The sequence below is a fragment of the Arenibacter arenosicollis genome (genome assembly GCF_014397245.1).
Classification (GTDB): domain Bacteria; phylum Bacteroidota; class Bacteroidia; order Flavobacteriales; family Flavobacteriaceae; genus Arenibacter; species Arenibacter arenosicollis.
The window spans coordinates 110,738-131,641 of sequence record NZ_JACLHY010000007.1 but is presented as its reverse complement, the minus strand read 5'-3'; the positions used below and the strand labels follow the sequence as shown (position 1 = coordinate 131,641).

Sequence of the window (20,904 nt, the reverse complement as noted above, 5' to 3'; positions counted from 1 at the left end):
GTCAAATTGGATTTATTTTTTTGTAATTTGTTGGTAACAATAATAACCTAAACCAATATAAAATGAATGATAAATCTACGGTAAAACCACCAATGTGGTTTTGGATAGTTGGCGTAATTGCCCTTTTGTGGAATTTAATCGGAGTTTCTGCCTACCTGTCAGAAGTTTTTATGAGCGAGGAAGTTTTTGTTTCAATGCCCGAAGCGCAGCAAGCATTGTATGAATCACGGCCTAGTTGGGCAACTGCAGCCTTTGCGATTGCTATTTGGAGTGGACTACTCGGTTCTATTGCCCTATTGTTGAAAAAAAAATGGGCTAAGGTTGTATTTATACTTTCTCTTGTAGGTATCCTACTTCAACAGCTCTATCATTTTTTTCTCAGTAATACTTTTGACGTGATGCGGACTACAGCCATGATATTACCTATACTAATCGTGATCTTCGGATTGCTGCTGGTAATTTTTGCCGATTTTGCAGCCAAGAGGAATTGGTTATCCTAACCTTCAGTAGTAAGGAGCATTGTAGTTAGGGTGCATTCTCATTGTCCCCACCGTAATAACCCGTATTTTGCCTGTCACAAATGCTTGTTCCTAGAACAGGGCAGCACTAATTTCATCGAAACTTTTTAGCACTTCCTCCGAGCGCTGTTTTTTCCAACTAAAATTTATATCGATTCAACGATATTTTACATATCATGTAGGAATTTTATTGTAATTATGTTGAATATTGTCCTGGATCTTAAAACTTAATTATGGGAAATTCAATTAAAACAACCGTACCAAAATTGAATATTATTCTATCTATTTTGGTCATAGCATGTCTACTATGCCTTAGTTTTTACAGTATGTATGGCAGTACCTTTATATTCAATAGAATTGAGAACTATATTTTTCCCTTTGTAACCATTATACACTTTCTATTTATGTATGTCCTATGGTTCAAAATCACCGAAAATGAATATCCGGACATGATCATGAAAAATATTGAGTATATCATGTATGGTATTTTATTGGTCTATTTATATGAAATTTCAGAAACCTTTTTAATACTCGGTTCACAACATGAATTTCAAGACCATGTTATTCCAAGTTCTTTTATGCCTATGGGTATTTTAATCATTTCCTTGCAATCACTATTGGTTTTACTTACCATTTGGTCCTTTGTCATTAGAAAGCAAAGGGTGGGCAAATATGATTTCGATTACTTAAATAATCATATAGATGCATGGGAGTAATATTATAATTTTATAGCCCCCTTATAAAACTACCGTAAACATCTTTTATTTGATATCCTGTAGTATAACGCTGTTTGCTCAATTTCTTGTGGGCTACCATTCCCCACAACAGTAATTCTTTTAAGAAATAGGAATCTTCCTTTTGAAATTCGGGCTGATGTTCTTTAATAAGTTGTTGTAAGGGAGCTATGCTATCCAGCTTTTCCATATATTCTTTGTCGGTGGCATCATCCAACAAATCGAAACCTTCCCCGTCAAAAAACCAACTTACCAATTCGTCATAGGGGCCTTCCGCATCTTTGCGTTCCAATTTATCTATCTTGGGAAAATAGTTGGTAAAGAGCGATTTAACGGCATCTTCGATCAGTATTTCAGCAACACTTCCAGAACCTTCCTGTTCGCCTTCATAAACCAATTCTATTTTTCCTATTATGGAAGGAATAACCCCCATAAAGTCGCTTAGTCTCACCATGGTCGATTTTTGACCGTTCTTTAACACCCTCCGTTCGGCCGTACTCATTAGGTTTTCATAGGAAGTGATGCTCATCCTGGCACTTATACCACTTTTGGAATCTACATATTCGCTTTCCCTTGCTTCCCTACTTATTTGTTCCAATAAATCTTTTGCCAGATCCGGGACATAAACGACCTCGCTTTGTCGTTGATCTAATTTGGATTCCTGTTCTGTGATTTTGCGTGCGGTTTCTATGTCCTCCGGATAATGGGTTAAAATTTGGGACCCTATCCTATCTTTTAATGGGGTTACTATACTGCCCCTATTGGTATAGTCTTCAGGGTTTGCGGTAAATACGAACTGAAGGTCCAAAGGTAATCTAAGTTTAAATCCCCTTATTTGTATGTCACCCTCCTGTAAAATATTAAAAAGGGAAACCTGTATTCTGGCTTGTAAATCTGGTAATTCATTGATCACAAAAATACATCGATTAGCCCTAGGTATCATTCCAAAATGGATAACCCTGTCATCTGCATAGGACAATTTAAGGTTAGCAGCCTTTATGGGATCTACGTCACCTATTAAATCTGCTACAGTAACGTCTGGAGTAGCCAGTTTTTCATAGAACCTGTCACTTCTATGCAGCCAGGAAATGGGAGTTAGATCTCCGTGCTCTTTAATGGTATCTATGGCAAACCTGGAAATGGGACTTAAAGGGTCGTCATTTATTTCCGAACCGGAAATGATGGGAATATATTCATCCAATAAATTCACCATAAGCCTGGCCAGACGTGTCTTTGCCTGTCCCCTTAACCCCAATAGGTTAATATTGTGCCTGGATAAAATGGCTCTTTCCAGTTCAGGGACCACAGAATTCTCATAACCCCAAACCCCTGGAAAGGTAACTTCGTCCGATTTTATTTTTTCTATAAGATTTGCCCTTAATTCATCCTTTATCTTTTTGGCTTTGTATCCTGCCTTTTTAAGCTCTCCTAGATTTGTAATTTCCTTGTAATTCAATTTCATTTGTGATATTTATTTTGGTTAACCGACCAATTTAGGCCAGTGGTCACGGTGTCTAAACAACTTTTACAAAATTTTGATTTTGCCTGTTTATCCCTTTAATCTTTTTCTTCTGTTTTGTTCGTAATCCTCAAAAATCATCTCTCCTAGTCCCTTTAGGCCGGTAAAGAATGCCTTTCCTTTATTTGCCTCTGTAAAATGTCTTACGAATTGGGTTAAATAGGGGTCCTTGGCAATCATAAAGGTGGTTATGGGAATATGTAACTTTCTAGCCTGCCTGGCCATGTTATAACATTTTTCAACAATGTAATCATCCAAGCCCACACTATTTTTGTAGTAGGTGCCATCTGGCAATCTAATACAACTGGGTTTACCATCGGTAATCATAAAAATCTGCTTATTGGTATTTCGCTTTCTGCGGAGCATGTCCATAGCCAATTGTAATCCAGCCACAGTATTGGTATGGTAGGGCCCCACTTTTAAATAAGGCAAGTCTTTAATAGGAATGGGCCATGCATCGTTACCAAAGACCAAAATTTCCAAAGTATCTTTTGGATATCGCGTTGTAATGAGCTCGGCTAAAGCCATAGCGACTTTTTTCGCCGGGGTAATACGGTCTTCGCCATAGAGTATCATACTATGGCTTATATCGATCATAAGTACGGTACTCATTTGGGCTTTGAATTGGGTATCCTCTACCACCAAATCCTCTTCGCTTAAATGAAAATTCCCAATACCATGGTTAATTTGGGCATTCTTTAAACTTTCGGTCATGGAAATCCGCTCTAGACTGTCGCCAAATCGATATTCCCTGAACTCACCAGTATGTTCATCTCCCCTACCCGATAAACCGGTTTTATGATTGCCGGAACCACTGCGTTTTATTTTACCAAAAATTTGGTTCAGGGCCGCTTGTCTTATAATCCGTTCCATTTTGGCGGTGATGGACAAATCCGCTTTTTGGTCCCCAGAGCCGGTGCCATCCCCATCTTTAGGTTCTTCCCTAAGAAAACCTTTTGCCTTGAGGTCTTCTATAAAATCATCTATGGTGTAATTCTCATCCGTAAGTTGGTACTCCTTGTCCAATTCCCTTAACCAATCCAAAGCCTCATCCACATCTCCCGAAGTATGTGTAATTAGTTCCTTGAAAATATCAAAAAGCTTTTCGAAAGGAGTTTGCTCGGGGGCTTCATAATTGGAAAATCGAAACCCTTTTCTTTTATTTACAGCCATACTATAAAATTAATTAATTTGGTCTAGACCATTTCCTTTTTATAGAAAACTTAACGGTTTACATATAATAGTATCGTTTGGATCATAAAAACCTTTCATATTATCGGTCATTTTTTGAAACTCCGCCACTCTGGAACGGTAATTTGGATGGCTTGGAGCAATTTAGGTTGCCAAAAATTGATTTTGGAAATCTGGAAACAGCGGTGATTCCAACCAATTTGAGGTTGGGACATAAAATAGAACACATTTTTCATCAACTGATCCAACATTCCCAGGACTATAAGGTTATAGCACACAATATTCCAATTAGGAAGAATAAAGTCAGCATGGGTGAAATTGATTTTTTAGTTCAACATGTTGATAATAAGATATATACACATGTTGAGCTAACGTACAAGTTTTATGTATTACGCCAGGAAACAGCTATTGTTCAACACCAATTGATAGGCCCCAACCAACGTGATTCCTTTTATGCCAAGAAAGAAAAAATCTTAAATCGCCAAATTCCCCTGTTGAATACGCCGGAGGCCATTTCTATATTGAAAGAATTAAATATAAACATTTCCGAACTGAAGCATCAGGTATGCTTTAAATGCCAATTGTTTGTTCCTTATGCATTAAGCAAATTAGATCTGGGTCCATTTAATTCCGATTGTATTGTTGGTAGGTGGATTTCCTTGCGAAAATTTAAGTCCAATAATTTTTTAAACTTGAAGTATTATCTGCCATCCAAGTCAGAATGGCTACTAGAACCAATTAACAAAGTAGATTGGCTATCATATAACGAAGTAATAGATCTTATTTCAAATAAATTGGAAGATGGGTATTCCCCGATGCTTTGGGTCAAAACCGAAGATTTAAAAATTGAAAAACTATTTGTAGTATGGTGGTAAATTCGTTTTAATCTGACGGATTGGATGGGTGTTGGTTTACTGTGCAAAAATCATAGGATTTAGTACGACCAGCAATATTGTAAGAACCGGTTCGTTTTCTTTAGATAAAACTTGAAATCCCCGTTCTTATGAAAAAAGTTTTCCTATTATTCTTTTCGTTATCTATTTTTTCCTTTGCTTCGGCCAAGGACGATTGTGAATTAATCTATTCAACAGCTTCTTATGCCTTAAATCACGCCAAGAGTGCATTAAAGGCCAATAATTATGAGCATCAGAAGTATTATTCAGGAAAGGCCTTGGAGTCTTATGATAAACTTTTAAAGCTATTGGAAGGCAGTCAATGTGAAGGACTCACTGAGAATGTGCAGGATATAATAGCTGATGCTATAAAAGCAGCAAATCCTGCGGATTGGGATCGAGGACGTTATTACAGTAAAAAGGTGTTCAATAGCACTCAGGACCTAATAACCCAATTGGATAGTCGGACCGAAGTAGCGGGAGTAGAAATTACACCTTAGATTTTTTTAAAATTATTTCCCTACTACCTAAAATTAAAAAAGTCATTGTATATAATACAATGACTTTTTATTTGATTATAAGTCTTATGTCATTAGCTGACGATTCCTAATGGTTCCGTAGTTTTCCAATTGCCCCTGGTAAAATCTGGAAACGTTTGTGGAGCTCCGTTTTGGGCCACAGAAACTTCACTTAAAGTTCCGACAGCACTCCAATAACAACCTTCGTAAACATTTTGATCTAAAGGCTCTCCATTTCTTAAACACTCAATAATTCGGTACCTCATTATAAAGTCCATTCCTCCATGTCCGCCCATTTTAGTGGCCAATTCTCCTAAACGGACGTACAGTGGATGTTCGTATTTTTCAAATATTTTTTGTAATTGATCACCTTCTGCGTATTCATGATGGCTATCAGGTCCTCCTTCAACCCCACCTTCCAGGGCGACCCTTGTTGGGAAACCGGTCAAGGTTCCTTTTGTCCCCTGAATCAGATTATGTCTGGTGTATGGCCTAGGGCTAGTTTCGTCCCATTGTACCATAATAGTTCTGCCCAAGTTGGTCTTAACTATAGATGTATTTATATCGCCCCCTTTAAAGTCCAACTTATTCCATTTGTGATCTGGCGGGAAATTTTTGGCAGCATATAGATTTCGTCCTTTGCCTGGGGATGAAAATGAGTTAATAAATTTAAAGTTATCCTCTCCCCTGGCCAAATTCATGTATTGGGCAACTGGGCCCAATCCATGTGTTGGATATAGATTTCCATCGCGATGGGCATAATGCGGGGTACGCCATGAACCGGTACCACGTTCCACCTCGTTCATCTGTCCTCTTAATTCGTGGATATAGGCAGCTTCTCCATGAAGCAATTCCCCAATAACACCCTGTCTGCACATGTTTAGGTAGAGAAGCTCTTCCCTACCGTAGTTGACGTTTTCCATCATCATACAGTGCTTCTGGGTCTTCTCCGAAGTATCTACTATTTCCCACATTTCTTCAAGTGTGAGGGCAAGTGGTACTTCTACAAATACGTGAGCTCCATTTTTCATGGCCTCAATAGCCATGGGGGCGTGCAATTCCCATGGGGTACAGACGAAAACCGCATCAGGTTTTTCCTTTTTCAGCATTTTTTTCCAATCGTCTTCACCATTGGTGTACAGCTTTATCTTCTTGTGACGGGTTCCTGCACCGTTCTCCGTACATACCTTCGCAGATTTCTCGGCCAAATCTTGGTACAAATCACTAATAGCTACTACCTCTGTGCCTTCAATGGCGGCTATCTGATGGGCATGTCCAGATCCTCGGGCACCAACACCTATAAACGCACACTTGACCGTATCCAATTTTGGAGCAGAAAAGCCACCCATATAAATAGCTCCCGGACTTGCTGCAGGTCCGTTATTTATATTATTTCCCATTGTATTATGGGACCAAGCCGGTGCCATTGCCAAACCCATTCCTGCAATGGATGTTTTTCTGATAAAATCTCTCCTATTTGATTTCATAGCCTATGCGATTATTAAGATTATTAATTAACTATTGGAATTTTTGAAGATAAGTCAATTTTTTTTACCAAAAAATACCAAGTTGTAAATTAAACAATTTTCATTTCAAATGAAAATATTCAGAAATTAATGGCGCGACTCCAGAACCTTTACAATATCCTGAAGTTTAAACCCTTTAGCCTGTAACAATATTAGATAATGGAACAATAGATCTGCACTTTCATCTTTGAACAGTTGATCATTATCATCCTTGGCCTCAATTACCACCTCTACAGCTTCTTCCCCTACTTTCTGTGCTACTTTATTGATACCGCTCTTAAATAGTGAGGAAACATAGCTGGGTTTAACTCCTTCGGGAATCGGAATTATACCATCGGCCTGATCTTTTCTGTTCTGAATAATATTTTCCAGTTCTGTAATAAACCCGAATGTAGATTTATTTTCTTCGCCCCAACAGGTATCGGTTCCTTTATGGCAGGTTGGTCCAACAGGATCTACCATGACAAGCAGGGTATCGTTATCGCAGTCCAATTTAATGTCCACTAGATTCAAAAAATTTCCGCTTTCCTCTCCTTTGGTCCATAATCTGCTTTTTGTGCGGCTATAGAAGGTTACTTTACTACTGTCTATTGTTTTGTTATATGCTTCCTGGTTCATATATCCCAACATAAGTACATTTTTGGTATTTGCATCCTGTACTATTGCCGGGACCAAGCCGTCATTGTTTTTGTTGAAGTCTATGTTCATGCTTTTGGATTCCATAATGTAATTTTAGGTTTGTTATAGGAAGTGTTTGGATTAATCCACCTTGCTGATAATAAAATTGATTATAGCCTAACGGGGATATTATTTCTTTTTAACTCTTCCTTTAAGTCTTTGATTTCTATTTCCTTAAAATGAAAAACGCTTGCAGCCAGAGCTGCATCTGCCTTTCCTTCAACAAATGTATCCGTAAAATGTTGCATATTTCCTGCCCCACCCGATGCTATTATTGGAATGTTCAATTCTGTTGATAATTTGGCCAAAGCCTCATTGGCAAACCCATCCTTTGTTCCATCATGGTTCATGGAGGTAAATAAAATTTCTCCAGCCCCACGTTTTTCAACCTCCTTCGCCCAAGTAAAAAGATTTAGTTCTGTGGGTACCTTCCCTCCTACCAAATGCACTATCCATTCCCCATCGATCTGTTTGGCATCTATGGCCACAACAATACATTGCGAGCCAAATTTGGCTACCAGATCGTTGATCAATTGAGGATTTTTGACGGCGGATGAATTTATGGATACTTTATCCGCTCCGTTATGTAATAATATATCCACATCCTTCACAGACGAAATACCACCACCTACGGTAAAAGGAATATTTACCTTTTCGGCAACCCGCAATACCAAATCGGCCAAAGTTCTTCTTCCCTCCTCCGTGGCCGAAATATCCAAAAAGACCAATTCGTCCGCGCCGGACTTGGCGTAGATCTCGGCAAGTTCCACTGGATCACCTGCGTCCCGCAAATCCACAAAGTTTATCCCTTTTACAGTCCTACCATTTTTAATATCCAAACAAGGGATTATTCTTTTTGTTAACATTTGCTACATTTATTTTTGGAAATTTAAGCTGCTACTTACGGTCTTGAAAACTATAAATGGCGCCCAATAATTCAACAACAAGCTTAATATTTATTAGATGTCGAGAATAAATTTTTCCAATTGTTTTAAACTAATTCTATTTTCATAAATGGCTTTTCCAATTATGGTTCCTTCGCAACCCAATTCGGCCAATTTGGGAAGTTCTTCAAAGGTTGAAATTCCTCCACTGGCTATCAGTAAGATATTTGGGCCGCAAGCCTCCAAAATTTTACGGTACAGATCAAAAGAAGGACCCTCTAACATGCCATCTTTACTTATATCGGTACAAATTACTGCTCTAATACCTTCTTTTTGATACGTTTGGATAAAGGGAATCAACTCTTCCTTGGATTCTTCCATCCAACCCGATACAGCTACCATCTCATCTTTTGCGTCCGCTCCAAGAATAATCTTCTCAGGACTGTATTTGTTGATCCAGGAAATAAAAGTATCCCTGTCCTTAACGGCAATGCTCCCGCCAGTGATTTGATTGGCCCCACTTTCAAAGGCGATCCTTAGATCATCATCGGTCTTTAGCCCGCCACCAAAATCTATTTTCAAGTTGGTATTGGAAGCTATTTTTTCCAACACTTTATGATTTACGATATGTTTGGATTTAGCCCCGTCCAAATCTACCAAATGCAAGTATTCAATTCCATGGGCTTCAAACTCTTTGGCCACCTCCAAGGGATTCTCATTATAGATTTTCTTGGTGTCGTAGTCTCCTTTGGACAGTCTTACACATTTTCCTTCAATTATATCTATTGCAGGTATTATTCTCATGTTTATACAGTATTAACTAGTGGCACTATCAATAAAATTCCTAAGGATCTTTTCTCCAACCTCGCTGCTCTTTTCTGGGTGGAATTGAGTTCCATAAAAATTATCTTTTTTTAAAGCGGCACTATATCCCAAGCCGTATTCAGCTTCGGCAATTGTTTCCTCGCAAATTGGGGCATAAAAACTATGTACTAGATAAATATGTTCCTTTTCCTTTATGTTGTTGAATAGGTCGGATTTTAAATTGGTAATTTGATTCCACCCTATCTGCGGAACCTTGACCTTATTGGAGAATTTAACCACATCTACATCAAAAATACCAAGGCCTTGTGTATCGCCTTCTTCCGAAGAATGACACATTAATTGCATTCCCAGGCAAATTCCCAATACTGGCTGTTTTAGTTTAGGAATAATCTGGTCCAATTTACTTTCACGCAATTTCTTCATGGCACTGCTTGCCTCCCCCACTCCCGGAAATATAACTTTATCGGCCGCCATAATCTCATCGGCATCCCGGCTCAAAATAGCCTCATACCCCAAGCGCTGAAAGGCAAACTTAATACTCTGAATATTTCCGGCTCCGTAATCAATAATTACTATTTTCATTTTTAGTTGTCCTTCGGACAGATTTATTTACTCCTATAAAACTCCTTTGGTACTTGGTAGCACCATTTTTTCTACGTCACGTTTCACGGCCACCTTGATTGCCTTGGCAAAAGCTTTGAAAATGGCCTCTATTTTATGGTGTTCATTATTACCTTCAGCCTTAACATTTAAATTGGCTTTGGCTCCATCCGTAAACGATTTAAAGAAATGATAAAACATTTCCGTTGGCATTTTTCCTATCATTTCCCTTTTGAATTCCGTTTCCCAAACCAACCAGTTTCGTCCACCAAAATCGATGGCAACCTGTGCCAAACAGTCGTCCATAGGCAAACAGAAACCATATCTTTCGATTCCCAATTTATTGCCCAAAGCTTTATGAAACACCTCGCCCAATGCTATTGCCGTATCTTCTATGGTATGATGTTCGTCTACTTCCAGATCGCCTTTAACTTTGATTTCAAGGTCCATTTGGCCATGACGGGCCAATTGATCCAACATATGGTCAAAGAAGTCCAACCCGGTGCTAATATCACTCTTTCCGGTACCGTCCAAATTAAGTTTAATGAAAATATCGGTTTCATTGGTTTTACGGGTTATTTCAGAAACCCGATCTTTCAATTTTAAAAACTCGTATATTTTTTCCCAATCATTGCTCTCCAGGGCTATGTAATTATCCAATTCTTCTCTTTTAACGGATATTTCCCCTTTTCCTAAATTGGTATTGTCATTTATAAAGATTCCTTTGGCCCCTAAATTTTTGGCCAATTCAACATCGGTCAATCGGTCCCCTATGACAAAGGAATTTTCCAAATCGTAATCTTCCGAAAAATAAGCCGTTAACAAACCTGTTCCGGGCTTTCGCGTATTGGCATTTTCATGGGGGAAAGTTCGATCAAGGAATACCTTATCAAATACAACTCCTTCATTTTCGAACGATTTCAATATAAAATTATGTACCGGCCAAAAAGTGTCTTCAGGAAAAATATCGGTACCCAAGCCATCCTGATTGGTAATCATTACCAATTCATAATCCAATTCCTTGGCTATTTTCCCCAAAAAGGTAAATGCCTTGGGATAAAATACCATTTTTTCAAAAGCATCTATCTGCTCGTCTATGGTTTCTTTAATAATGGTACCATCCCTATCTATAAACAGCACTTTTTTACCATTTTTATTTCGTTTGGCGGCATTAGTGTTCTTATCCGGACTCATAATATTATAAGGTTGTTATATTTTGCAATGCGCTTATTAATTTCTTATTTTCCTCTTTGGTTCCCACGGTAAATCTCAGTGTATTTTCACAAAGTGGCTGCGAGGTCCTGTTGCGAACTACGATACCCATTTTCAAAAGTTGATTGTATCTTCTGGTAGCATCATCCACTTTGGCGAGAATAAAATTTGCGTCAGTTTGATATATTTTTTCTACAAACTCTACTTGGTGCAACACATTAAAAAGGGCCTCCCTTTCCGTTAAAATATCTATTACCTCCAAATTAACCGCATTAACGTCCAAAACCCGCTCCAAAGCTCTTTGCTGCGTTAATTCATTTACGTTATATGGTGGTTTTATTTTATTTAATACAGCTATTATTTCCTCAGAAGCATAACAGGTCCCTAATCTTATACCTGCCATACCATAGGCTTTGGATAAGGTTTGGGTTACCACTAGATTGGGATAATTCTGCAATTCCGAAATCCAACTTACTTCACTTGAGAAATCGATATAGGCTTCATCTATAACTACCAATCCATTAAAATTGTCCAACAACTCCCTAACGCTGCTACTGGAAAAGCTATTTCCGGTGGGATTGTTTGGCGAGCAGAGAAATAGTAATTTACTCTTACCATCAGCTACTTTCAGTATTTCTGGTACATTGGGTTCAAATTCTTTTGTCAATAATACCTCTCTATTCTCCACATTGTTTATTCCTGCAAGTACCTTATACATACCGTATGTGGGTGGTAAGGAGATAATATTGTCCTCTTTGGGTTCGCAAAAGGCCCGAAAAATTAAATCCAACACCTCATCACTACCATTCCCTAAAAGAAGTTGTTGTGTGGAAACTCCCTTTTTTTCTGCCAAGACTTCTTTTAAGCGTCTTTGATGTGGATCCGGATATCTATTTACACCAGATTCAAAAGGATTTTCATTGGCGTCTAAAAATACCATTTTGGAACCATCTGAAACATATTCATCCCTTGCAGAGGAATAGGGACTTAATCCTTTTACGTTCTCCCGAACTATGTTGTTAATGTTGAATATTTTTGTTTTCATTCTATTTATGCTTTTCGGCATTTTATCCGGCTAGTATCGTGCTGTGCCAGCTCAATACTTCGGTCTTATTATTTTAAACTGTTCAATCTCAGGGTTACTGCATTCTTATGGGCTTGCAGCCCTTCCGCTTCGGCCATCAACTCTATGGTATTGCCAATTTCCTGAATTCCTTTTTCCGATATTTTTTGAAAAGTCATACTTTTCATAAAACTATCCAGGTTTACGCCACTATACTGTTTCGCATATCCATTGGTCGGTAACGTATGATTGGTTCCAGATGCGTAATCCCCTGCACTTTCTGGAGTGTAATTCCCAATAAAAACAGAACCGGCATTATAGGTTTGTCTTAGGAAAAATTCTTCATTTTTAACACATAGAATGTAATGTTCCGGACCGTACTCATTGATTAGATCTACAGCCGTCTGTTGGCTATCCACGTAAATTAATTTGCTATTGGCTATAGCCTTTTCGGCTATATCTTTTCTCGGCAAATCCTTAATTTGCTCAGCTACCTCCGCTTCAACGGCATCTATAAAATTTTTGGAAGTGGATACTAAAATAACCTGACTGTCCACACCATGTTCTGCCTGGCTCAATAGATCTGAGGCTACAAATGCTGCATTGGCGGTATCATCGGCCATCACCAAAAGTTCACTGGGACCTGCAGGCATGTCAATGGCTACACCATATTTTGTGGCTATTTGTTTGGCAACGGTTACAAATTGATTTCCTGGCCCAAATATTTTATAGACGGGAGGAATGGTTTCTGTTCCAAAAGTCATACTGGCAATGGCCTGAATGCCTCCAACTTTAAATATTTTGGTAACTCCGCATAGATTGGCCGTATATAATATGGCCGGATGAACTTTTCCTTCCTTGTTGGGCGGGGTACACAGGATAATTTCTTGGCAGCCCGCAATATTTGCTGGTACTGCAAGCATTAAGATCGTAGAAAACAAAGGAGCCGTACCTCCGGGAATGTACAATCCCACTTTTTGTATGGGACGTTTTTCTTGCCAGCATTGGACACCATTAGCAGTTTCTACGGAAACTTTATCCGTTTTTTGTGCTTTATGAAATATTTCAATATTGTTTTTGGCCTGTTGAATAGCCGACTTTAAATCGCTTGAAATCATTTTTTCAGACTCCTCTATCTCTAAGCGAGATACAAATGCATCCGGTAAAACCACTCCATCATATTTTTTGGTATAGTTGCTTACCACGGAATCGCCGCCAGTCTTTATTTCCATAAAAACGGCATCGACCATATCCTCGATATCGGCAATAGTTTGGGTCGGCCGTTTTAAAACTGCCTTCCAATCTGCTCTCTGTGGATTGTATATCTTATTCATTGCTATAATACTTTTTGCATATGGTAGCCTATGGCCTTATAACCTTGGTTATTCCAAAACTGAATTCCTTTTTCATTTTTTATATAGCAGTTAACTTCCGAGGCATCGCATCCGATTTCTAGAGCATAATTAAATACCCAATCCATCATCAATTTTCCAACTCCAGAACTTCGATATTCCGGTAATACATAAACATTGTCAGGTTCAATATGTTTACCTACATATAATTTATTTAGAACCCATATACCACATATACCTATTAACGCTTCTTTATCGTAGACGCCCAAACATTGATAGCCGTCCCTAAGCATATCCTGCAATCTTTTTTTAAGAATTTCAACAGGAAATTTACCGTTGTTGAGCATTTGTACCAAAGGTAAAATATCATTTATATTCTTCTTTGGGATAAGCTCCATATGAAAGGTAGTAGTCATAAGGACAAGTGTTATAGCACCATTTTTTCAATGGGGCAAACAAGTATTCCCTCAGCTCCAGCTTTTTTAAGCTCTTGGATAACTTCCCAGAATTTATCCTTGTTGATTACAGTATGTACGGAACTCCAACCTTCCTCGGCCAAAGGTAGTACTGTAGGACTCCTCATACCGGGCAGCAGCCCAATAATTTCGTCCAATTTATTGTTAGGGGCGTTCAATAGAACATATTTGGATTGCCTGGCACGTAAAACGGATTGAATTCTAAATCTTAATTTTTCCAGCAACTCCGTTCCTTCCTGAGAAATTTGTGGAGAAACTGCCAGTACGGCCTCACTGGTCAACATCACCTCAACTTCTTTCAAATTATTCTTGAAAAGTGTACTTCCACTTGAGACAATATCACAAATAGCATCGGCCAAACCAATATTGGGTGCAATTTCCACAGAACCACTAATAATATGAAGATCAGCCTTTACTCCTTTGCTATCTAGATAGTTTTTTACGGTATTTGGATACGATGTGGCAATTTTTTTGCCTTCAAAATCTTTTACCGAATTGTACTTTACCGATTTAGGAACAGCCAAAGATACTTTGCATTTGGAAAAACCTAATTTCTCTGCAATTGAAATATCCTCTCCTTTTTCTATTAGTACATTTTCCCCAATAATGGCAATATCTACTACGCCATCCCTTAAATATTGTGGGATATCTCCATTTCGAAGATAGAAAACTTCCAAGGGGAAATTTCTGGAAGAGGCTTTAAGTTGGTCTTTTCCATTATCGATAGAAATTCCACAATCTTTTAGTATTTGAAGTGAGTCTTCATTTAGACGGCCACTTTTCTGGATAGCAATTCTAATTTTTTTCATTTTCTAATTTTTTGTTTTTGGCCTGAACAAATCTAACAGGATGTTAAATACAAAACCCGTTTGATTGCTCAAACGGGTTAGAATATAGTTTAGATACAACAATACATTCCTAGCTCGCTTGACTGCAAGTAAAGAAATGATGATGATGTGTCCTGTTGTTTTTCATGATATGACAAAATTAAAACTATTTTTCAACCTTGGAAAATTTATACGGTACAATTTATTTCAAAATTGTTAAATTATTATTGATTACCTAAAATAATGGGCATACCTGAGTCGCCACTACCTATTACAATAACCTTGGAATTTGGAGATTCCGCTAATTTAATAGTGGCATCAATTCCCTTATCCCGTAATATTTTGTCCGTCAAGGAAGCACTTAGTATTGTATTGGCGTCTGCCTTACCCTGAGCCTCAATGATAACTTTTTGAGCTTCTTTCTGTGCAGTAACCAATCTAAATTCATATTCCAAGGATTCCTGTTCCTGCTTAAGTTTACGTTCTATTGCCTCCTTGATGGTAGCGGGCAGGGTTACGTCCCTAACCAAAATTTCATTTAGCTGAATATATTGTCCATCTACGATTTTTTGGGTTTCTTCAAAGATCTCTTGCTGAATGGCATCCCTTTTACTGGAATACAATTGTTCCGGGGTATATCTTCCCACTACACTTCGGGCGGCAGACCTGATGGTGGGCAACAATACACGTTGTATGTATTCCGTGCCTTTTTCCTGGTGCAACTTTCCTATAAACTCTCTTTTAGGTTCAAACCAGGCAGAAGCTTCCAACTTAATTTCAAGCCCGTTGGATGACAGTACCTGCATTTTCTCCAAAACTTCCTGTTGCCTAACCTCATATATAAAAACCTTGTTCCAGGGAGCTACAATGTGGAATCCTTCACCTAAAGGTGGTTCATCCGTAACCACACCACCAGAAAAAGTTTTATATAACACGCCGGCTTCACCTGAGCCAATGGTAATGGCAGATTTTGAGATTAATATTACTAGTACTATAATACCGAATATGACTGGTAATGCAATTTTTGGTAATTTGTCCATTTATTATATTTATTAATTATTAAGTTAATCCGTTATACTTTCTGATAAACCATTCCAAGGATAGCGCCGCAATAATAGCAGCCAATAGAAATTTAAAATCGATTAAAGGTACGACAATTTCTTTGCTTTTTTGGGTTGGCACGTACTTAGGGTCGGCTTCCAAATCCTTTATCAATGATTGCACCTGGCCGGGGAAATATAACTTTCCTTTAGTGTTGTTTGCCAGACGTTGCAGTTTTCGATGATCACTGGAAGAAAATTGTTTTTCCGCATCAAAATCCAAAATAGAAAAGTTACCGGACCTACTTAGGTTTTCCTTGGCTATAGTGGCCGTAAAGCTATATTCTCCCGAAGATAAATTACTTAGGTCGGCCTCATAATACCCATCTTTTAGCAACATAGGCACCTCCATGGATTTATTATTAGGTTTATCCACTACTTTTAAATTGATAGAGGCATTGGTATCAAAGGAAAAGGCCTCATCAAAATAGGTAGCCCTTATTTTTGTTTCACTGCTGTTGTTGTAAATAGGACTATAATCCAATACAAATCTGTTTTTTCCTTTTGAGGTTGAAAGATAAAGGATCAATTTTCCTAGAAAAGCATCAAAATTCTTAAAGGCTTGATCGTTTCTGTAGGTCTGAAGTCTCCATTTCCATAGATTTTCTCCATTCAGAACGGCGTGTTTTGATACATCTTGTTCTGCAATGGTCCATAAGGGTTGATTCATTTCCACCCCTTTGATCCGCATTTTTAGCATAGGTTCACTAATACCCAAAACATCCACGGATCCAGCATTGGTTAAAAGTGGTGGAAAACCATCGAAGGAGAATTCGGAAATGTCAAATTTGGAAAAAGCATTATTAAGAGTAGCAAATACTTCTTGTATTGGATACCCTGTTCCAATAACGTAGTTTTTTTGAATCCTGTTTATAAAATTAAAATCGGTATAGGTTCCCAATATCGTAAATGAATTGGATTTTCGTAATTGGATTTGTTTGTAGATTCTATCAAAGGAAGCATCAGGTTGGTATAGAATATAGACATCCACTTCATCCAATTTGTTTAAATCGATGTTGGGCTTATAAATGGATACCAATCTTTGTTCATTACTCTCAATTGCTTTTTTAATAGCTCCAATGTCCGGGTGGAGGATACTGGAAATAATAGCGACATTTGTTTTTTCATCCAGAACTTCCAAGGCCAATAATTTTTCATTGTTAACCTTGTTTTTTTCATTGGGTAGAGGAGCTACACTCACCTTAATATTTTTTATTCCTACGCTACTAGCCTCTAATTGAGTATTAATAATTTTAGTGTTCGACTTAGCGGATAGGGATACCTTTTCCTTATGACTCAATTTGCCATCGATAAGAATTTGCAATTCTGGGTTTATATCTTTTTGACCATCATAGGAGATAAAAACTTCCAAGGGGAATTTATTCTTTAAAAAGGCATATTTATTTGTATTTACCTGGCGAATTAAGATATCATCATACTTGGTAGTATCTCCTAAAACAATAGGATAGATAGGAAGGTTTTGTCTTTTGCCGTAAAATTCATAATCCTCCCCTATAGTCTGATTGCCGTCGGAAAAAAGTACCACTGCCGTATTGGAACTTGTATATATTTCATTTAGACTGGACAAGGCCTTTGAAATGTTGGTACTTCTTTCAGTGTGGCTGAGACTATCAAAATCGCTTAGGTCCGCTCCAAAATTATAATTTACAATATTGAACTTTTCGGATATGGTAGAGGTGTTATTTTTTAATGTAGAGAGGTTCGAGATTATTTGGGATTTGTCATCGGGGGTTATTGATGTGGAATTGTCCGTTAACAGAACCAAATTTGTTTTTTCCAAGGTATATTCCTTATGGGCAAATTTTGGGTTTATAATAAGTAGCAGGATACCAAATATGGATAAAAAACGTAAAAAGGATAGGACCACATGTAGTTTTCCCTTCCTTTTGGTTTTATAATAATATTGAAACAGTACCAGTGCCAATGCCACAAAGGCTGCGAGCAATATAAAGAGTACTGTTTGAATTTGCATCATATTTATTCATTGGGACTTGTAAGTTGATAGAAGTTTTGGGCTGTATAAAGTGTCCAATATTAGGGTAATGAAGAATTGCACTTAGGCTTCCCCGCATTTAAATATTTAAAACCAGACTTTAGTAGGCCCCAACTAATCAACCAATCTTAGGTAAGCATTCCGCCATCTACATTTAATACTTGTCCTGTGATATAGGCGGAAAGGTCTGAAGCTAAAAACAAGCACGCATTGGCAACATCTTCTGGCTGACCACCTCTTTTTAATGGAATACCATCTCTCCAACCTTGTACTACTTTTTCATCCAACTTATCCGTCATCTCGGTTTCAATAAAACCGGGTGCAATGGCATTACATCTTATATTTCTTGACCCTAGTTCCAAGGCGATGGATTTAGTAAATCCAATCATACCGGCTTTGGAAGCTGCGTAATTTGCCTGTCCTGCATTACCCTTCACCCCTACTACACTGCTCATGTTTATAATAGAGCCTTTTCTTTGTTTTAGCATAGTACGCTGAACGGCCTTGGTCATATTAAAGACCGATTTTAAATTGATTTCGATAACCGAATCAAAATCATCTTCACCCATCCTCATCAATAGATTATCCTTGGTAATACCGGCATTGTTAATTAAAATATCGATTACGCCCCCAAAATCTTCCAATACTTGGGCTACCAATTTCTCGGAATCCTCAAAACTAGCGGCATTGCTCTTATATGCTTTTGCCTTAACGCCATAACCGCTTAACTCTTTTTCCAAGGCTAAAGCTGGTGCTTCGCTGGAACTATATGTAAATGCAACATTTGCACCGTGCTTGGCAAAAACTTGGGCTATTCCCGATCCAATACCTCTACTTGCTCCAGTGATTATTGCATTTTTTCCTTCTAGTAACTTCATCTGTCTTTAGTTTCTTAGTTGATAATCAAATATAGTTCATGTTTTATCTGTATTAAAATTTTTACACAAAATGCAGCGAAAAATTTTAAACAGTTTAATGCTTTTAAGCAAAAAAAAATTCCGTTTATCCTGAATAATTCCGAGTTGATCGGTAGTACAGTATAAACGGAATTTGGTATTATATATTAGGGGTTATCCCAAAACTTGTTTTACTTTTAAACCAATTTCTGCAGGCGAATCAACAACGTGTATTCCACATTCCCTCATTATTCGTTTTTTGGCCTGGGCAGTATCATCACTACCTCCAACTATTGCACCTGCGTGTCCCATCGTTCTACCAGCTGGGGCAGTTTCACCTGCAATAAAACCAACAATGGGCTTCTTGCTTCCACTAGCCTTATACCATTGTGCAGCATCGGCTTCCAATTGGCCACCTATTTCCCCGATCATGACCACACAATTAGTATCTGGGTCATTGATCAATAATTCAACAGCTTCTTTAGTGGTGGTTCCAATAATTGGATCTCCTCCTATTCCTATCGCGGTTGTAATTCCAAGACCCTGGCGTACCACTTGATCGGCCGCTTCATATGTTAAAGTTCCGGATTTGGAAACAATTCCTACATGTCCCTTTTTAAAGACAAAACCTGGCATAATGCCTACTTTGGCTTCTCCTGGGGTAATTACTCCTGGACAGTTAGGTCCAACCAACCTGCAGTCCATATGTTTTATGTAGTCATAGACCTTCACCATGTCTGCAACAGGAATCCCTTCCGTAATCGTAATTATTACTTTTATTCCAGCGCTAGCAGCTTCCATTATTGCGTCTGCGGCAAAAGCTGGCGGGACAAAAATGATAGTGGTATCGGCCCCAACTTTTTGTACAGCTTCTTCAACTGTGTTGAACACAGGTCTTCCCAAATGCTCCTGTCCGCCTTTACCCGGAGTTACACCACCAACTACATTGGTGCCATATTCGATCATCTGTTCAGCATGAAATGTGCCTTCACTGCCTGTAAACCCTTGAACAATAATTTTGGAATCTTTATTTACTAAAACGCTCATTATATATTTGGTTTATTGAATTGTTGCAAAAATAAAGTTTTGAAAAGGAATTCTAAACTATTCTTCTGCATATTTATTTTCTAATCTTTCTAAAATTGAAGGGATTTGCTTTAAATAAGCCAACTGTTTTAATTTTTCCCTAAATTCCTCTGCTGGGCTCCCAAAATAACTTTTTCCCCCTTCCAAGGATTTTGAAACTCCCGATTGTGCACTTACTATTGCTTTTTTTCCAATGGTAGCAGCACTTGTTACGCCAACCTGCCCCCATAGGGTAACCTCATCCTCAATTATTACGCAACCGGCGATACCGGTTTGGGAAGCTATTAGGCATTTCTCACCAACTACCGTATCGTGACCTACATGTACTTGGTTGTCCAACTTCGTACCCTTTTTGATCAGCGTATCCCCTGTTACTCCTCTGTCCAAAGTACAAAGGGCACCTATGTCCACGTTATCCTGTATTACTACCCTTCCACCAGAAATTAATTTATCAAATCCTTCCGGTCTTTTTTTGTAATAAAAGGCGTCCGATCCCAACACTGATCCCGCATGAATGGTAACATTGTTTCCAATAATACAATTGTCGTATATGGATACATTGGAATGTATTAGACAGTTATCCCCTATAACCACATTGTTTCCAATAAAACAATTGGGCTGAATAACGGTGTTATTGCCAATTTTGGCCGAAGTGGAAATACTGTTGTGGGCTCGTAAAAATGGTTTAAAAAAGTGCGTCAATATATTAAAGTCCCTAAAGGGATCGTCAGAAATTAACAATGCCTTTCCCTCTGGGCAGTCAACCTTTTTGTTGATCAAAACTATTGATGCAGAACAGTTTAGGGCTTTTTCGTAATATTTTGGATGATCAACAAAAACAATATCACCCTTTTCCACAACATGGATTTCGTTCATGCCCAACACCGGGAAATCTTCATGTCCCACATATTCAGCGTTGATTATGGTAGCAATCTGGTTAAGTGTGTAAGGAGATGGAAATTTCATAATTGTTTGGTTCTATATTGCCAATG

At 38.2% G+C, this 20,904-nt stretch carries 21 protein-coding genes; 4 read left to right on the top strand and 17 right to left on the bottom strand.

Features of this window, described 5'->3' with window-relative positions:
- Nucleotides 1-62: 62 nt before the first annotated feature.
- Both H4O18_RS09350 and H4O18_RS09345 read left to right on the top strand, forming a co-directional pair.
- A complete protein-coding gene (locus H4O18_RS09350) occupies nucleotides 63-500 on the top strand; it encodes a hypothetical protein (protein WP_187583825.1) in 438 nt (145 codons plus the stop codon).
- 251 nt (nucleotides 501-751) lie between these two features.
- A complete protein-coding gene (locus H4O18_RS09345; RefSeq protein ID WP_187583824.1) occupies nucleotides 752-1,234 on the top strand; it encodes a hypothetical protein in 483 nt (160 codons plus the stop codon).
- 10 nt (nucleotides 1,235-1,244) lie between these two features.
- Here the strand turns inward: H4O18_RS09345 and H4O18_RS09340 are convergent, their stop codons facing one another.
- Entirely contained in the window at nucleotides 1,245-2,714 is a 1,470-nt protein-coding gene (locus H4O18_RS09340) for a magnesium chelatase (RefSeq protein ID WP_187583822.1), read from the bottom strand.
- An 87-nt stretch (nucleotides 2,715-2,801) separates the two neighbouring features.
- Complete coding sequence (locus H4O18_RS09335; protein ID WP_187583819.1) at nucleotides 2,802-3,944, bottom strand: vWA domain-containing protein; 1,143 nt, start codon at nucleotides 3,942-3,944, stop codon at nucleotides 2,802-2,804.
- A gap of 77 nt (nucleotides 3,945-4,021) precedes the next feature.
- Between H4O18_RS09335 and H4O18_RS09330 the strand changes: the two genes are divergently transcribed.
- Together H4O18_RS09330 and H4O18_RS09325 are read left to right on the top strand one after the other, a co-directional pair.
- The gene (locus H4O18_RS09330; RefSeq protein WP_187583817.1) at nucleotides 4,022-4,837 is read left to right on the top strand and encodes a DUF1853 family protein; all 816 of its coding nucleotides are present in this window, start codon (nucleotides 4,022-4,024) and stop codon (nucleotides 4,835-4,837) included.
- Between the two features lie 128 nt (nucleotides 4,838-4,965).
- Nucleotides 4,966-5,355, top strand: a complete 390-nt coding sequence (locus tag H4O18_RS09325; RefSeq protein WP_187583815.1) for a hypothetical protein — start codon at nucleotides 4,966-4,968, stop codon at nucleotides 5,353-5,355.
- A gap of 92 nt (nucleotides 5,356-5,447) precedes the next feature.
- Here H4O18_RS09325 and H4O18_RS09320 read toward each other — a convergent pair whose 3' ends face one another.
- From H4O18_RS09320 to H4O18_RS09250, 15 genes are all read right to left on the bottom strand, one after another.
- Entirely contained in the window at nucleotides 5,448-6,860 is a 1,413-nt protein-coding gene (locus tag H4O18_RS09320) for a Gfo/Idh/MocA family protein (RefSeq protein ID WP_187583814.1), read from the bottom strand.
- Nucleotides 6,861-6,986: 126 nt separating this feature from the next.
- Entirely contained in the window at nucleotides 6,987-7,607 is a 621-nt protein-coding gene (gene hisIE / locus H4O18_RS09315; RefSeq protein WP_187583941.1) for a bifunctional phosphoribosyl-AMP cyclohydrolase/phosphoribosyl-ATP diphosphatase HisIE, read from the bottom strand.
- Nucleotides 7,608-7,687: 80 nt separating this feature from the next.
- Nucleotides 7,688-8,443, bottom strand: coding sequence for an imidazole glycerol phosphate synthase subunit HisF (hisF, locus tag H4O18_RS09310; protein ID WP_187583812.1), 756 nt, complete (start codon nucleotides 8,441-8,443; stop codon nucleotides 7,688-7,690).
- Between the two features lie 93 nt (nucleotides 8,444-8,536).
- Nucleotides 8,537-9,265, bottom strand: coding sequence for a 1-(5-phosphoribosyl)-5-[(5-phosphoribosylamino)methylideneamino]imidazole-4-carboxamide isomerase (gene hisA, locus H4O18_RS09305; protein WP_187583810.1), 729 nt, complete (start codon nucleotides 9,263-9,265; stop codon nucleotides 8,537-8,539).
- 12 nt (nucleotides 9,266-9,277) lie between these two features.
- Nucleotides 9,278-9,868 carry an imidazole glycerol phosphate synthase subunit HisH gene (hisH, locus tag H4O18_RS09300; protein ID WP_187583807.1) on the bottom strand — a complete coding sequence of 197 codons (591 nt, stop codon included), beginning with the start codon at nucleotides 9,866-9,868 and terminating at the stop codon, nucleotides 9,278-9,280.
- Nucleotides 9,869-9,901: 33 nt separating this feature from the next.
- Nucleotides 9,902-11,080 carry a bifunctional histidinol-phosphatase/imidazoleglycerol-phosphate dehydratase HisB gene (hisB, locus tag H4O18_RS09295; protein ID WP_187583805.1) on the bottom strand — a complete coding sequence of 393 codons (1,179 nt, stop codon included), beginning with the start codon at nucleotides 11,078-11,080 and terminating at the stop codon, nucleotides 9,902-9,904.
- Nucleotides 11,081-11,084: 4 nt separating this feature from the next.
- Nucleotides 11,085-12,143, bottom strand: a complete 1,059-nt coding sequence (gene hisC, locus H4O18_RS09290) for a histidinol-phosphate transaminase (protein ID WP_187583803.1) — start codon at nucleotides 12,141-12,143, stop codon at nucleotides 11,085-11,087.
- Between the two features lie 68 nt (nucleotides 12,144-12,211).
- The gene (hisD, locus tag H4O18_RS09285; RefSeq protein WP_187583801.1) at nucleotides 12,212-13,495 is read right to left on the bottom strand and encodes a histidinol dehydrogenase; all 1,284 of its coding nucleotides are present in this window, start codon (nucleotides 13,493-13,495) and stop codon (nucleotides 12,212-12,214) included.
- A gap of 2 nt (nucleotides 13,496-13,497) precedes the next feature.
- The gene (locus tag H4O18_RS09280; protein WP_187583799.1) at nucleotides 13,498-13,929 is read right to left on the bottom strand and encodes a GNAT family N-acetyltransferase; all 432 of its coding nucleotides are present in this window, start codon (nucleotides 13,927-13,929) and stop codon (nucleotides 13,498-13,500) included.
- Nucleotides 13,930-13,940: 11 nt separating this feature from the next.
- Nucleotides 13,941-14,798 (bottom strand): ATP phosphoribosyltransferase, encoded by an 858-nt coding sequence (gene hisG, locus H4O18_RS09275; protein ID WP_187583797.1) that lies wholly within the window; start codon nucleotides 14,796-14,798, stop codon nucleotides 13,941-13,943.
- A gap of 242 nt (nucleotides 14,799-15,040) precedes the next feature.
- On the bottom strand, nucleotides 15,041-15,856 hold the full coding sequence (locus H4O18_RS09270) for a prohibitin family protein (protein WP_187583795.1): 816 nt from the start codon (nucleotides 15,854-15,856) through the stop codon (nucleotides 15,041-15,043).
- A gap of 19 nt (nucleotides 15,857-15,875) precedes the next feature.
- Nucleotides 15,876-17,912, bottom strand: a complete 2,037-nt coding sequence (locus H4O18_RS09265) for a vWA domain-containing protein (RefSeq protein WP_246474157.1) — start codon at nucleotides 17,910-17,912, stop codon at nucleotides 15,876-15,878.
- 146 nt (nucleotides 17,913-18,058) lie between these two features.
- Nucleotides 18,059-18,808, bottom strand: a complete 750-nt coding sequence (fabG, locus tag H4O18_RS09260; protein ID WP_187583793.1) for a 3-oxoacyl-[acyl-carrier-protein] reductase — start codon at nucleotides 18,806-18,808, stop codon at nucleotides 18,059-18,061.
- A 192-nt stretch (nucleotides 18,809-19,000) separates the two neighbouring features.
- The gene (gene sucD / locus H4O18_RS09255; RefSeq protein ID WP_187583791.1) at nucleotides 19,001-19,873 is read right to left on the bottom strand and encodes a succinate--CoA ligase subunit alpha; all 873 of its coding nucleotides are present in this window, start codon (nucleotides 19,871-19,873) and stop codon (nucleotides 19,001-19,003) included.
- 57 nt (nucleotides 19,874-19,930) lie between these two features.
- Nucleotides 19,931-20,878 (bottom strand): UDP-3-O-(3-hydroxymyristoyl)glucosamine N-acyltransferase, encoded by a 948-nt coding sequence (locus H4O18_RS09250; RefSeq protein WP_187583789.1) that lies wholly within the window; start codon nucleotides 20,876-20,878, stop codon nucleotides 19,931-19,933.
- Nucleotides 20,879-20,904: the final 26 nt, after the last annotated feature.